Genomic DNA, 13,064 nt, shown 5'->3' with positions numbered 1-13,064 from the left:
CCGCCGTTCAGGGCGGAAATAACCATCACGCATGTCGACCTGCGGCGGCGGCATGAATCGCGTCGGCGTGCTCCACCAGGTCGCGCCGTTCCAGCGCGAACACGCCCATCGGGCCCACCTTGAACTCGATCCACACGAACGGCACCTGCGGCAGCAACGCGGCCAACGCGTGCTCGCTCTCGCCCACCTCGACGATCAGCAGGCCATCGTCGGTGAGATGGTCCGCAGCCTCATCGAGCATGCGCAGGCACAGGTCCAGCCCATCCATACCGGAGGTCAGCCCGAGCTTGGGTTCGTGCGCGTACTCGCCCGGCAACGCGGCGTATTCGTCTTCGGTGACGTAAGGCGGGTTGGAGACGATCAGGTCGTAACGCTGGCCGGCCACGCCCGCAAAGAGATCGGAATGAATCGCGTTGACGCGGCCCTCCAGATGCTGGAACGCGATGTTCTCGCGCGCCAGCGACAGCGCTTCTTCGCTGATGTCGACGATGTCGACCTGCCAATCCGGGTTGTACTCGGCCATGGCGATGCCGATGCAGCCCGACCCGGTGCACAAATCCAGCGCGCGCTCGACGGGACGCTCGTCCAGCCACGGCGCGAAGCCGGACTCGATCAGTTCCGCGATCGGTGAACGCGGCACCAGTGCGCGCCGATCGCTCTTGAATTTCAGCCCCGCGAACCAGGTCTCGCCCACCAGGTAGGCGACCGGGAGGCGCTCGCTGACGCGTCGCTCGATCAGTGACAGCACCTTCGCGCGCTCTTCCGCAGTGAGCCGCCCGGCGCCGTAGGCTGGCGGAACATCCGGCGGCAGGTGCAGGCTGGCCAGCACCAGATGGGTGGCCTCGTCGATCGGGTTGTCATGGCTGTGGCCGAAGGTGAGCCCGGCAGCGGCAAACCGGCTGGCCCCATAACGGATGAAGTCGATGATGGAGGCGAGTTCGGCGGTCACGATGCATGCCAGCTGCAGGAGGACCGGAAAGTATACGGGAGGGGTAAGTCGTTGGGGGAGACGGGCCGCTGGAACAGGCACAGCACGCCGGAATTCGGAAAAATCCTACATAACATTCCACCCGCGCACTTTAAGGTAGTCACTCGGGCCGGACCTACGTGATGCACGTGACCCGATGGCCATACTGGAGACCTTACATGAAGACCGACCGAATCGTGCTTGGTGCCGTGTTGGCGATACTCCTTCTGCCTGGCTTGAGCGAGGCAAGATCGCAGTTACAGGACGACCAGGCAGTGATCGCGCGCTTGTACGGGTTGCGCCCATCATTCGGACAATGCATAGATCGCGCTGAATCGATAACAGCCTCCATGCGCACCTGTATCGCAGACGAGCTGGACTACCAGGACAAGCGTCTTAACAAGGCCTACCGCGCGCTCATGGCAAAACTCAGCCCGCCGCTTCAGGCAAAACTCAAAGCCGAAGAAAAGACTTGGATTCAATATCGCGACAATCGCTGCGCGACAGTGGTTGACGGAATCGAGAGGCCCGAGCTCGATGCGCTGAGTTGCAAAGTCAATGAAACCGGGAGGCAGGCATCAGACCTCGAAGCAAGGTTGTTCGTGCAGTAACGAACCGCGGTTTTTCAGAGACGAGCCATCAAAGGACGCGACCATGGCCAACGATGCCGAATATCACTTGGGCGAAATCTCGGAGCGTCACGAAGGCGCGGGACCCGCCACCATCTCGACAGGCAGGGGCGATCACGGCGGTGTTTCCTATGGCACGTATCAGCTCTCCACCCATACCGGGACGATTGGCGAGTATCTCGATAGCTCCTCCTACGGGGATGACTTCCGTGGCTTGACGCCCAACACCCCGGCGTTCGACGAAAAATGGCGAGCCCTCGCCAACCGCGACCCGGAATTCGGCAGGGATCAAACCCGCTTCATCAAGGAAACCCACTACGACATCGAGGTTCAACGGCTGAAGAATTCCGGCATCGACCTGACCGCCCGGGGGCCGGCTGTCCAAGAGGCTTTATTCAGCACGTCCGTTCAATACAGAGGGCTCACCAAAGGAATTTTCGAGCGCGGACTCAAGGCCGCCTACGGCGATGACTACGTCCTGTCCCAACTTTCGGACAAAGATATCGTCGTCGCCATTCAGGACTACAAGATCGCCCACAACGATGTCTACTTCAGAAGCTCGTCGCCCAAAGTTCGTGAATCCATCCTTGATCGCGCAGCGAACGAAAAAGACGAACTGGTCGCCTTGTCCGAAGGGCGGGCGCTGCCCGATCGCCACACTTTGCGAGCCGGCAGCCGCGGGACACCCGTCGTCGAGTTGCAAAGCAATTTGACGCGCCTGGGTTATGCCCTGGAGCCGGATGGCTCCTTTGGCCCAGTCACGGAGGCTGCAGTTACGTCTTTCCAGCGCGACCACCAGCTCACTCCGGACGGTGTCGTGGGTCCGACGACGCGACGAACACTCGACAATCAGCTGCAGGCGCTAAACGCATCACCACACTCCGCGCCGCCAATCCGCCTGGACGACCCCACCCACCCTGACCACCCCCTGTTTCAACAGGCACGCAATCACGTGCATCGCCTGGATCAGCAGCTGGGTCGGACACCTGACCAGATGAGCGACAACCTCGCGTCGGCCCTGACGGTGTCGGCCAGGGCCGGCGGCTTGGAGAGGATCGATCGGATCACGCTTGGCGACAACGGAAGTCGACTCTGGGCGACGCAAATGCCGCCTGGCCAGTTCGGCGCGATCCTGGCATCGCACGCCAATGTGCCGACCTCCGAGGTCAATACGTCCATGGAATCGAGCGGAGCGCGGTGGCCTTCGGCAATGCAACAGTTCCTGCTGCATCAGGAGCAAGTCACTCCCAAGCATCAGGATCAGCATCAGACCACCCATCCGAATCAGCCGACTGCACCAGCAATGACGCCTTGAAGCATCGCCGAAGCCTGCGACCAAAGAACAGAACCCATGCGGCGGAAGGACCCCCTCGGCCCCTGGTCGCTCGCTTCTTGTCCCTCCCTCATTTCGGCCACGTATACTGCCCCGATGACTTTCAACGTATTCGTGCAGTACATCCTGCCTCACCGCGCCTTGTCGCGCGTGGTCTACTGGGCCACGCGCTGGACGTTCGCGCCGTGGAAGAATTTCCTGATCAGCCAGATCGTGCGCCGCTACAACGTCAACATGACCGAGGCAGTGCAGCCCGATGCGCTGGCCTACCAGCACTTCAATGCGTTCTTTACCCGCAAGCTGCGACCGGACGCACGGCACGCCGATGCCGATCCATCGGCCCTGCTCTCGCCCGCGGATGGCCGCATCAGCCAGGCCGGCGCCATCGTCGACGGGCGCATCTTCCAGGCGAAAGGGCAGGATTACACCGTCGCCGAACTGCTCGGCAGCGCGGAGGACGCCGAGGCGTACCGCTCGGGCAGCTTCGCCACCGTCTACCTCTCGCCGCGCGACTACCACCGCGTGCACATGCCGCTGAAAGGCACACTGAAGGAAACCGTGCACGTGCCGGGCCGCATCTTCAGCGTGGCGCCGTTTGCGGTGGAGGCGATCCCGCGCGTGTTTGCCCGCAACGAGCGGCTGGTGTGCCATTTCGAGGGCGAGCACGGGCCGTTCGTGGTGGTCATGGTCGGCGCGGTGCTGGTGTCGTCGGTGGCGACCGTGTGGGATGGACTGGTGATCCCGCCGTATGCCTCGGCGATCGGGCGCAAGTCGTTTGCCGGACAGAACATCACGCTGGACCGCTTTGCCGAGATGGCGCGCTTCAACATGGGCTCCACCGTCATCGTGCTGCTGCCGCCGGGTGCGGCAGCACTCGATCCGCTGACACCGCAGCAGGCGGTGAAGGTGGGCGAACGGCTGGGGACGCTGGCGGCCAGCTGATCGTCGCCGCGGCTGGAATGCTGACGCAGCACGTCGATTTGTGACGTTTTAGGCGCAATTGGCGTGCGCCGATGGCTATGCTCGCCCTTCCGGTTCAGCCGAAGGGGAAGCCACATCCATGTTCAGTCCTCTCATCACGCTGCTGCGTGCGCGCCAGCTTGGCCGCCAATGGCATGACATCGAACGCAGCATCCGCGCGCTGTCCCGCCGCCACCGCCAACGCCTGGGTTTGCTGACCCTGCGCGAACTGGGCCAGGCCTCGCGCAGCGAATTCCCGCACCTGCATGGCACCTCGCCCGAGGCACGCTACCTGCCCTGGGGCCAGGGCACGGCCATCGGTTATGAACGGGCGCGCTCGGGCAACCTGGAGGTCGCCTTGCGTGGCATCGCGCTGTGGCTGGCGGTGGCGTACCACGAAACCAAGCACTCGCCGGGCGACCGCCTGCTGCCGCAACATCGCCTGCTGCTGCAGTTGCTGCGCGAGCTGAAGGAAACGCAGGCCGAGGCCGTCAGCGCGGTCGGCCGGCCGCGGGTACGAGCCGCCGCCTGAGCCGCCTGACCGTCAGCGAACAGACGGATCGATGACAACGCCCGCGACGTTTCCGCCTAACGGCAAACCGGCACCTTCAGCACGTCGCCGGCGCGGATACGGTGATGCTGCAACCCGTTGAGTTCGGCCAGCTCGCGCACGCTGGAGCAATGCAGCCGGTGCACGATGCCGATCAGCGTGTCGCCATTGCGCACTTTGTAGTTGCGCGTACGGGTGGCGCGCGGCGGGGCCCGAACCGGTGCCGGCGGTCCCTGCACCACGGGCGCCACGGCCTGATGCAGATCGGCGGCCAGGATCGGCCACGGCCCTTCGACGCAACGCGACGCGTAGGGTTCTTCCAACAGCCTGGGCAGTTGAATCCGCGCGCCGGCGGGCTGCGTGTCCTGCGGTTTCAGCCGCGGATTGAGGTTGCGCAGGGTGCGAAACCAGCCCTCCTCCATGCCGCCGGCCGAACCCAGGCAGACGCTGAGTTCGGCCAGCGATGCGGGACGTTTCAGGGTCACCGCGCCAGCGGCGCCGTCGATTTTCGGGAAGCGCAGGTTGTAGCTGTCCGGATGCAGGAACAGCCACGCCGCCGCCAGCACCGAAGGCACGTATTCGCGGGTTTCCTGCGACAGCTGGTTGTAGATCCTCGGGTCGTAGAAACTGGTATCCGGCATGTCGCCCGCCAGGCGGCGCATGCGGCCCTCGCCACCGTTGTAGGCCGCCAGCACCAGTTCCAGGTTGTTGTTGAAGATCTTCAGCTGCTGGTTGATGTACTCGGCGTTGGCGCGTGCCGACTGTGCCGGGTCGAAACGCAGGTCGAAACCATCCTGCGTGACCAGCCCGAAGCGCAGCCCGGTGGCGTACATGAACTGCAGCGGGCCGGCGGCGCCCGAGCGCGAGATCGCATTGACCTTGCCACCGGATTCCTTGGCCATGATGCCGAACAGCAGCGCCTCGGGCAGGTCGGCCTTCTCGTACGCCGGCCACATCTGGTAGCGCAGGTACTGGTAATTGACGTAGGCGTCGATCAGGTTGGGCCGCCATTGGGTCAGCCACATTTCCAGTGCCGCCTTCACCGCACCGTTCATCGCGATCAGCTCGCTCAGTTTCTGGCCACGCAGCAGCGTCACGCTGCGTTGCGCCTCGGGCAGCCCGGCGACGCCTTCCTGCTCGCCGGGTACGTCGGCCTGCGGCTGGTCGCCGAGCGTCTCGTCGCCGAGAAAGCTGCCGTCCTTCAGACGCAACAGGCGGTCGAACACCGAGAAAAACCGTTGCGGATCGCAACCGGGCGTGCTGCCGCAACGGGCCGCCGATTCCTTCAGCCGATCCAGCGCTGCGGTCAGCGTTTTCTGCGAGGCGGCATCGTCACCTGCGCGCGCCTGCTGCAAAGCGGTTTCATAACCCTTGCTGGCCTGGTCGAGCTGGCTGTAGAGCGCATTCACCGGCGTGGCGGACTTGCTGCCGCCGGTGCTGGAGCAGGCGGCACTCAAACCAAGCATCAGGAGCAACGGGGCGGCACGCAGGGGACGGAACAACGAGTACAGCAAGCTCACAGACTTCATCCGCAAAACGGCCACCATAGCGGCCACGGCGCCGCGACTCAAACCTTGCACCGGTCGCGCCAAGCTCGTGGTTACAATCCGCTGACCACCCACGGACGACATCCATGACCAACATCCTGATCGGCCGCAACGACAGCGCCAGCGTCAGCCTGGACCCGCACTACGGCAACCGCCACGGCATGATCGCGGGCGCCACCGGCACCGGCAAATCGGTCTCGCTGATGGTGCTGGCCGAAGGCTTCTCGCGGCTGGGCGTGCCCTGCTTCCTGGCCGATGCGAAAGGCGACCTGGCCGGCCTGGCGATGGCCGCGGGCGAGCCGGGCGACAAGCTCAAGGCACGGCTGGAAAAGCTCGGCCTCGGCGATTGGAAGGCGCAGGCGAACCCGGTGGTGTTCTGGGACATCTACGGCAAGCTCGGCCACCCGGTGCGCGCCACCGCCAGCGAGATGGGACCGACCCTGCTCGGCCGCGTGCTGGAATTGAACGATACCCAGCAAGGCGTGCTGGAGGTGGTGTTCAAGGCCGCCGACGACCAGGGCTGGCTGCTGCTGGACCTGGCCGACCTGCGCGCGCTGCTCGGCTACGCCGCCGAGAACGCCAAGGCGCTGTCCACCCAGTACGGCCTGATCAGCACGCAGAGCATCGCGGCGATCCAGCGCGCCCTGCTGAAACTGGAAAGCGACGGCGCCGACCAGTTCTTCGGCGAGCCGGCGCTGGAGCTGGCCGACCTCATGCGCCAGGACATGAGCGGCCGCGGCATCATCAACGTTCTGGCCGCCGACCAGCTGATCCTGAAGCCGCGGCTGTACTCCACCTTCCTGCTGTGGCTGCTGTCCGAACTGTTCGAGCAGTTGCCCGAAGTGGGCGACCTCGACCAGCCGAAGATGGTGTTCTTCTTCGACGAGGCGCACCTGCTGTTCGACGATGCCTCGCCCGCACTGCTGCAGCGGGTGGAACAGGTGGTGCGGCTGATCCGCTCCAAGGGCGTGGGCGTGTATTTCTGCTCGCAGAATCCCGACGACGTGCCCGGCGATATCCTGGGCCAGCTCGGCAACCGCATCCAGCACGCCTTGCGCGCCTTCACGCCGCGCGACCAGAAGGCGGTGAAGGCGGCAGCGGAAACCTTCGTGGCCAATCCGAAGCTCGACGTCAGCGAGGCGATCACCAGGCTCGGCGTGGGCGAGGCGCTGGCCTCGACCCTGGCCAGCGGCGGCGTGCCCACGCCGGTGGAACAGGTGCTGGTGACCTCGCCGTGCTGCCGCATCGGCGCGATCACCGACACCGAGCGCGCCACGATCCGCCAGCGCTCGCCGGTCGGCGCGAAATACGACACGGTCGTCAATCGCGAATCGGCCGCCGAGATGCTGGCCAAACGCGCCGGGGACAAGGCCGCCGACGCCAGCAAGGTGGCGGCCGATGCTTCCACCAGGGGCTCGGCAAAAGATGCCGAAGCAAGCGGCTGGAGCGGCGCCATCCATGACGCGCTGTTCGGCACCAGGCGCCGCCAGGGCATGATCGAGACGATGGGCAAGCAGATGGCGCGCACCGCGGGCAGCCAGCTCGGCCGGCAGATCCTGCGCGGCGTGCTGGGCGGCATCTTTGGCGGCAGGCGCTAGGCAGGCCGGCACCATGCCCCGCGTGGACATCGTCGCCGCCGATACGCCGTTCGCGCGGCGCCTGCAGCAGGGCTTCGGCTATCCGCTGCGTGGCTCCGCCCTGGCCACCTGCGCGGTGCTGGCGCTGGTCCATTACGTCGGCTTGCTGCCCGGCTTCACCGGGGCATTGGCCACGGCGCTGGTCTGGGCGGCTACCTGGCGCTATGCCGCCGAGTGCATGCAGCACACCGCCAACGGCTACGCCGATCCGCCGGACGTGGGCAGCGACGGCGACAGCTCCAGCGGCTGGGGCCTCACCGCCGTGCACCTGCTGGTGGTTGCGTTGTGCGTGGTTTCCATCGTGTTCTTCCCGCGCCTGCTGTGGCCGGTGCTTGTCCTGGCGGCGCTGGTGTTGCCGGCGATCGACATGTCGCTGGTGTTCGATGGCAACCTCGCGCTGGCGATCAACCCGCTCAACTGGCTGCGCGTCATTCGCGCCTTCGGCGCCGCCTACCTGATTCCGGTGGCGATCAACCTGCTGCTTGGCGTGCTGATCGTGATTGCCTCGGTCACCACCGCACAGCTGCCGCGGGTGTTCGCGCTGCCGCTGTTCGCGTTTGCCTACACCTATCTGATCGTGCTGGCCTTTCATCTGATGGGCGCCCTGATCCACCAGCGCCACGAGCACTTCGGCATGACGCCCGAAGCACCGGCGTTGGCCAGGGCTTCGGGCCAGGATGCCGATGACGAACTAGTCGAAGCGGCGCGCCGGCAAGCCGCCGCTGACCCGATGGCGGCCCTGCGGCTACTCGCCGGCCGGCTGCGCGAACGCGCGGCGCCACCGGCCGTGCATCAGGCCTACCGCGAGCTGGTGCAGCGGCAGGGATTGCGCGACGACCTGCTGGTGCACGGCCAGATATGGATCGCCGCGCTGATCGCCCAGGACGAATCGCGGCGCGCGCTCGGCGTGCTGCAGGAATGCATCGGCATCGACGCCAGCTTCGTCCCGGACGACCCGCGGACCTGCGGCGGCCTAGCCGATCTTGCTGCGCGCATCGGCATGAGCCGCCTCGCCATCCACCTGGGTCAGGGGTACTTGGCGCATTGGCCGCGCGATCCGCACGCGCCGCACTACGGCCTGCTGGCCGCACGCGCACTGGCCGCCCACGCCGACCAGCATGCCGCCGCCGCGGCCTTGCTCGACCAGCTGGCCGAGGCATGGCCCGAGCATTCCCTGCGCGGCGAGATCGACGCGCAGCGACGACAACTGGTGAGCATCGCATGAGCCGCTGGCGCCCACCCGCACCCGGCTCCACCGCGATCATCACCCGCGAGGGCTTCGAGCGGCTCAAGGCCGAGCTCGACCACCTGTGGCACACGGTGCGACCCGAAGTGGTCAAGGCGCTGGCGGCGGCCGCCGCCGAGGGTGACCGCTCGGAGAATGCCGAGTACACCTACCGCAAGAAACAGCTGGGCGAGATCGATCGCCGCGCACGCTACCTCAGCAAGCGCATTCCGTCGCTGAAGGTGGCCGACCACGCGCCCACCGACACGGGCATGGTGTTTTTCGGCGCGCGCATCGAGATCGAGAACATCGACAACGGCGAGGTGTGCCGCTATCGCATCGTGGGCCCCGACGAGACGGACGCGAAACGCGGCTGGATCAGCATCGATTCGCCGCTGGCCCGCGCCGTGCTGAAAAAACGCATCGACGACGAGTTCGTTGCCGAATTGCCCGGTGGCAAGACATCGTTCGCCGTGTTGTCCGTCGACTACGACTAACGCGCGATCCGCGTAGGGAATTGTGGGAGCGCACCCTGTGCGCGATCGCTTTTCGTCATGTCACGGAAAAGCATTCGCGCACAGGGTGCGCTCCTACAGGACCAGTGACGTCCGTTCGGCGTTGTCGTCGCGCCAGTCCAGGAGCAGTGGACGCCGCTCCTCATCGTCAAGCCTGGCTACGACGCGTCGCCGCCCGAAGCGTCATTTGCCGGGCTTGCGCGCTGCCGCGGGCTTTCTCGGCTTGGGCATCGGCATCAGCGCCGCCGTTTCCAAGATCAGGCGCTGGATCCGTTCGGCATCATCCAGCAACTCGTCGGCAACCAGGTAATCCTTGGCACCCGGATACGGCGGCTTGCGGGGAAGCGTCGGCACGAACGCCTCGCCCGCCGCCGACGGCTTCACGAAAAAGCTGTTGTCGCAGGCAAAACCCACTACCTTTCCGTCCACGTAGAAGGCGTACTCGCCGAACATCCGCTTGCGGCTCAAGCGATCGCCGAGCGCCACCTGCTCCACCACGTAGTCGGCGAAATCCTGGTCGGTAGCCATGTCATCTCCCGCGTGTTGCGCGGCATCGGATCGAGTGTGCGAATGGTCGCGGCGCGTTATCCGCCGTCCAACGATAACCTGCCATAGCCTGCCGGCGACGAAGCTTTCGTCACCGAAGTGAACCCGACGGCTCCCGCTAAGTCCACCATAAGCCTCCATCGCTAGGCTCTGCTCCGGACGTTACCGGGACAGCCGCATGCCGCACGATTACCGCTCCGCCACCGGCAAGGTGCCCGAAGTCACGCCGGGCTTCTGGCTCATCAAGATTGCCGCCACCACGCTGGGCGAGACCGGTGGCGATGCGTTGTCGATGTCGCTGGGCCTGGGCTATCTCGTCAGCACGGCGATTCTCGCGCTGGTGTTTGCGGCGGCGGTCGGCGCGCAGATCGGCGCGCGGCGTTTCCATCCCCTGCTCTACTGGCTCAGCATCGTGGCCACCACCACGGTGGGCACCACGCTGGCCGATCTTGCGGATCGCTCGCTGGGCATCGGCTATGCCGGCGGCAGCGTGTTGTTGCTCGCACTGCTGCTGGCCTCGCTGGTCATCTGGTACCGCACGCTGGGTTCGATCGCGGTGGACAGCGTGGCCAGCCCGCGCGCCGAGGCGTTCTACTGGATCACCATCATGTTCTCGCAGACGCTGGGCACCGCGCTGGGCGACTGGACCGCCGACAGTGCCGGGCTGGGCTACACCGGCGCGATGATGATCTTCGGCGGCCTGCTGCTGGTCGTCGCCGCCGCGTATTTCTGGACCCGCCTGTCGCGCACGGCGCTGTTCTGGCTCGCCTTCGTCCTGACCCGGCCGCTGGGTGCGGTGCTGGGCGATTTCCTGGACAAGCCGATCGGCCACGGCGGGCTGGCGCTCAGCCGCGCAGGCGCTTCGGCGGTGCTGGTGGCCTTGATGCTGGTTCTCATCCGGCTCGTTCCGCAGCGTCCGGCGAGCAAGCTGCATTGAAGATATTTCCCCGCGAGCGTGGCAGGCACCAGGCCGGCGGATACTGCCGCCCGGCGCGGCGTGGCTGGTAACACGGCGTCGTGCGGTGGAACGCCTCGACCTCATTGTCCGGCCGCCAGCCCGGCAGGCCCGACAATGGCAGCGGGCGCAGCTCGATCGGATCGTTCAACCAGCGGCGGCTGGCGATCATCCCGGCGCAGGCGGCGATGAGGTCCGTGTCGGCCTCGACGCGCGACGTATCGAACACCAGCGCCTTGCCCACCAGCAGCTTGTCCGGGCTCAGGGCATGCTCCAGCAAGGCATGCCCGAATACCTTCAGGCGGATCGTGCCATCGCGCCACGCCTGCCGTCGGCGCCAGAACAGGCCGTGCCAATCGTGTGCGTCCCACAGCGCCAGCAGGGACGGATCGCGCAGCCCGACAACCACGCCGCCCTCGTCGAAATGGGTCATGGCGTCTTGCGCGCGCGAGCGCCGCTTGGGACCGATGCGGGCGATCTCGTCCCGCTGGCGCCGGTTGAGCGCCTGCTTCAACGCGGGATGGCGCAACCACACCAGCGCATTGAGCAGGTCGTGCCAATTGTCCTCGCGGGTGGCGATGGCGCCGTGGTCGGCAATGCGTTGCTCGTAGTGCTGGCCGTCGGCCAGCAGTTGCGGCGTCTGCGCCACGAAGTGATGGCGCTGGCCGGGAGCAAGCCGTCGATTGAGCGCATCGATGGAAGGCCATTCGGCGCCCTCGAGCAGGTCCGCATAGTCGCGCCACCGCGACAGCGGCGGCCGGCCGAATGTTGCCGGGTCCACCGTGCCGCGCCGTGGCGCCACATAGCGCACGCGCCGGCCCTACATCACTTTCAGCGCGGGATACGCCAGCCGCGCGTGCAGGTCGTGCTCGCCGGCATCCTCGATGACGACGTCGACGAACTGCCCCGGTTTCAACCGCTGACCGTCGGCAATCAGCACGGTGCCGTCGATCTCCGGCGCATCAGCGGCGGAACGCGCCACCGCGCCATCGGCATTGGCCTCGTCCACCAGCACCTTCATCGTGCGGCCGATCTTGCGCTGCAGCTTCGCGGCGGAAATTTCCGCCTGCACCGCCATGAACTGTTCCAGCCGGTCTTCCTTCAGTTCCTCGGACACCGGATCGGGCAGTTCGTTGGCCTTGGCGCCATCGACTGGGGAATAGGTGAAGGCGCCCACGCGGTCCAGCTCCGCCTCGCGCAGGAAGTCCAGCAGTTCCTGGAATTCCGCCTCGGTCTCCCCGGGGAAGCCCACGATGAAGGTGCTGCGGATGGTGAGCTCGGGTACCACCTTGCGCCAGTTCTGGATGCGCTCCAGCGTCTTGTCGATGTTGCCCGGGCGCTTCATCAATTTCAGGATGCGCGGGCTGGCGTGCTGGAACGGGATATCCAGGTACGGCAGGATTTTCCCCGCCGCCATCAGCGGCATCAGCTCGTCCACGTGCGGGTACGGGTAGACGTAGTGCAATCGCGTCCACACGCCCAGTTCGGACAGGCCCTCGCACAGCTCGCTCATGCGCGTGCGGTACGCCTTGCCGCGCCACTCGCGTTCGGCGTACTTCACGTCCACGCCGTAGGCGCTGGTGTCCTGCGAGATCACCAGCAACTCCTTGACGCCGCCCCTGACCAGCTTCTCCGCCTCGATCAGCACCTCGTCGACCGGGCGCGAGACCAGGTTGCCGCGCATCGACGGGATGATGCAGAAGCTGCAGCGGTGGTTGCAGCCTTCGGAAATCTTGAGATATGCGTAGTGCTTGGGCGTCAGCTTGACGCCGGTGTCCGGCACGATGTCGAGAAACTTGTTGCGCGCGGGCGGCAGCGCGGCATGCACCGCGTTCATCACGCTGGCGTAGTCCTGCGGGCCGCTCACCGACAGCACCTCCGGGTACGCCTCGCGGATCAGGCTTTCGCGCTTGCCCAGGCAGCCGGTGACGATGACCTTGCCGTTCTCGTTGAGCGCGGTGCCGATGGAATCGAGCGACTCCTGCACCGCCGCGTCGATGAAGCCGCAGGTGTTCACCACCACCGCATCGGCCGCGTTGTAGCTGGGCACGATCTCGTACCCCTCGACCTTCAGCTGGGTCAGGATGCGCTCGGAATCGACCAGCGCCTTGGGGCAGCCAAGGCTGACGAAACCGATCTTGTGGGCGGGCTGGGACATGGGCGGCGGTACCGTGGAACGTGCGGGGTAACAGGCGATTGT

General features: G+C 66.0%; 13 protein-coding genes. 8 read left to right on the top strand and 5 right to left on the bottom strand.

Annotated features, from left to right (window positions below):
* Positions 1-25 precede the first annotated feature (25 nt).
* On the bottom strand, positions 26-949 hold the full coding sequence (prmB, locus tag ABD017_RS14635) for a 50S ribosomal protein L3 N(5)-glutamine methyltransferase (RefSeq protein ID WP_343883510.1): 924 nt from the start codon (positions 947-949) through the stop codon (positions 26-28).
* A gap of 197 nt (positions 950-1,146) precedes the next feature.
* On the opposite strand from prmB, the gene ABD017_RS14630 reads away from it, so the two are divergent.
* The 4 genes from ABD017_RS14630 to ABD017_RS14615 all read left to right on the top strand — a co-directional run bounded on the left by ABD017_RS14630 (position 1,147) and on the right by ABD017_RS14615 (position 4,421).
* On the top strand, positions 1,147-1,578 hold the full coding sequence (locus ABD017_RS14630) for a lysozyme inhibitor LprI family protein (protein ID WP_343883509.1): 432 nt from the start codon (positions 1,147-1,149) through the stop codon (positions 1,576-1,578).
* 43 nt (positions 1,579-1,621) lie between these two features.
* Positions 1,622-2,911 carry a VgrG-related protein gene (locus ABD017_RS14625; RefSeq protein WP_343883508.1) on the top strand — a complete coding sequence of 430 codons (1,290 nt, stop codon included), beginning with the start codon at positions 1,622-1,624 and terminating at the stop codon, positions 2,909-2,911.
* A 114-nt stretch (positions 2,912-3,025) separates the two neighbouring features.
* On the top strand, positions 3,026-3,871 hold the full coding sequence (gene asd / locus ABD017_RS14620) for an archaetidylserine decarboxylase (RefSeq protein WP_343883507.1): 846 nt from the start codon (positions 3,026-3,028) through the stop codon (positions 3,869-3,871).
* Positions 3,872-3,989: 118 nt separating this feature from the next.
* Positions 3,990-4,421 (top strand): hypothetical protein, encoded by a 432-nt coding sequence (locus tag ABD017_RS14615; protein WP_343883506.1) that lies wholly within the window; start codon positions 3,990-3,992, stop codon positions 4,419-4,421.
* A gap of 56 nt (positions 4,422-4,477) precedes the next feature.
* On the opposite strand, the gene ABD017_RS14610 is transcribed toward ABD017_RS14615, so the two are convergent.
* Positions 4,478-5,905 (bottom strand): transglycosylase SLT domain-containing protein, encoded by a 1,428-nt coding sequence (locus tag ABD017_RS14610; protein ID WP_425543751.1) that lies wholly within the window; start codon positions 5,903-5,905, stop codon positions 4,478-4,480.
* Between the two features lie 167 nt (positions 5,906-6,072).
* On the opposite strand from ABD017_RS14610, the gene ABD017_RS14605 reads away from it, so the two are divergent.
* Genes ABD017_RS14605 through greB form a run of 3 tightly spaced genes read left to right on the top strand, consistent with a single transcriptional unit; the run spans position 6,073 to position 9,345 of the window.
* Positions 6,073-7,584 carry a helicase HerA-like domain-containing protein gene (locus ABD017_RS14605; RefSeq protein WP_343883504.1) on the top strand — a complete coding sequence of 504 codons (1,512 nt, stop codon included), beginning with the start codon at positions 6,073-6,075 and terminating at the stop codon, positions 7,582-7,584.
* Between the two features lie 13 nt (positions 7,585-7,597).
* Positions 7,598-8,848: a hypothetical protein gene (locus tag ABD017_RS14600; RefSeq protein ID WP_343883503.1), complete on the top strand. Its 1,251-nt coding sequence runs from the start codon at positions 7,598-7,600 to the stop codon at positions 8,846-8,848.
* The gene (gene greB / locus ABD017_RS14595) at positions 8,845-9,345 is read left to right on the top strand and encodes a transcription elongation factor GreB (protein WP_343883502.1); all 501 of its coding nucleotides are present in this window, start codon (positions 8,845-8,847) and stop codon (positions 9,343-9,345) included. The genes ABD017_RS14600 and greB overlap by 4 nt, the downstream gene beginning before the upstream one ends.
* Before the next feature lie 201 nt (positions 9,346-9,546).
* Here greB and ABD017_RS14590 read toward each other — a convergent pair whose 3' ends face one another.
* Positions 9,547-9,891 carry a TfoX/Sxy family protein gene (locus ABD017_RS14590; protein ID WP_343883501.1) on the bottom strand — a complete coding sequence of 115 codons (345 nt, stop codon included), beginning with the start codon at positions 9,889-9,891 and terminating at the stop codon, positions 9,547-9,549.
* Positions 9,892-10,087: 196 nt separating this feature from the next.
* On the opposite strand from ABD017_RS14590, the gene ABD017_RS14585 reads away from it, so the two are divergent.
* Positions 10,088-10,846: a COG4705 family protein gene (locus tag ABD017_RS14585; RefSeq protein ID WP_343883500.1), complete on the top strand. Its 759-nt coding sequence runs from the start codon at positions 10,088-10,090 to the stop codon at positions 10,844-10,846.
* On the opposite strand, the gene ABD017_RS14580 is transcribed toward ABD017_RS14585, so the two are convergent.
* Positions 10,803-11,675: a DUF3025 domain-containing protein gene (locus ABD017_RS14580; protein ID WP_343883499.1), complete on the bottom strand. Its 873-nt coding sequence runs from the start codon at positions 11,673-11,675 to the stop codon at positions 10,803-10,805. The genes ABD017_RS14585 and ABD017_RS14580 overlap by 44 nt on opposite strands.
* 9 nt (positions 11,676-11,684) lie before the next feature.
* Entirely contained in the window at positions 11,685-13,022 is a 1,338-nt protein-coding gene (rimO, locus tag ABD017_RS14575) for a 30S ribosomal protein S12 methylthiotransferase RimO (RefSeq protein WP_343883498.1), read from the bottom strand.
* Positions 13,023-13,064 lie beyond the last annotated feature (42 nt).

This window comes from Rhodanobacter caeni, from assembly GCF_039523575.1.
Taxonomy (GTDB): domain Bacteria; phylum Pseudomonadota; class Gammaproteobacteria; order Xanthomonadales; family Rhodanobacteraceae; genus Rhodanobacter; species Rhodanobacter caeni.
Note: the sequence above shows the minus strand (reverse complement) of the source record. Positions and strands in the feature narration are given on the sequence as shown.

What these genes read in the sequence shown, in the direction of transcription:
- ABD017_RS14630 (WP_343883509.1), top strand. Translation starts at nt 1,147, where the DNA reads ATGAAGACCGACCGAATCGTGCTTGGTGCCGTGTTGGCGATACTCCTT.
- ABD017_RS14625 (WP_343883508.1), top strand. Translation starts at nt 1,622, where the DNA reads ATGGCCAACGATGCCGAATATCACTTGGGCGAAATCTCGGAGCGTCAC.
- asd (WP_343883507.1), top strand. Translation starts at nt 3,026, where the DNA reads ATGACTTTCAACGTATTCGTGCAGTACATCCTGCCTCACCGCGCCTTG.
- ABD017_RS14615 (WP_343883506.1), top strand. Translation starts at nt 3,990, where the DNA reads ATGTTCAGTCCTCTCATCACGCTGCTGCGTGCGCGCCAGCTTGGCCGC.
- ABD017_RS14610 (WP_425543751.1), bottom strand. Translation starts at nt 5,905, where the DNA reads ATGCTTGGTTTGAGTGCCGCCTGCTCCAGCACCGGCGGCAGCAAGTCC.
- ABD017_RS14605 (WP_343883504.1), top strand. Translation starts at nt 6,073, where the DNA reads ATGACCAACATCCTGATCGGCCGCAACGACAGCGCCAGCGTCAGCCTG.
- ABD017_RS14600 (WP_343883503.1), top strand. Translation starts at nt 7,598, where the DNA reads ATGCCCCGCGTGGACATCGTCGCCGCCGATACGCCGTTCGCGCGGCGC.
- greB (WP_343883502.1), top strand. Translation starts at nt 8,845, where the DNA reads ATGAGCCGCTGGCGCCCACCCGCACCCGGCTCCACCGCGATCATCACC.
- ABD017_RS14590 (WP_343883501.1), bottom strand. Translation starts at nt 9,891, where the DNA reads ATGGCTACCGACCAGGATTTCGCCGACTACGTGGTGGAGCAGGTGGCG.
- ABD017_RS14585 (WP_343883500.1), top strand. Translation starts at nt 10,088, where the DNA reads ATGCCGCACGATTACCGCTCCGCCACCGGCAAGGTGCCCGAAGTCACG.
- rimO (WP_343883498.1), bottom strand. Translation starts at nt 13,022, where the DNA reads ATGTCCCAGCCCGCCCACAAGATCGGTTTCGTCAGCCTTGGCTGCCCC.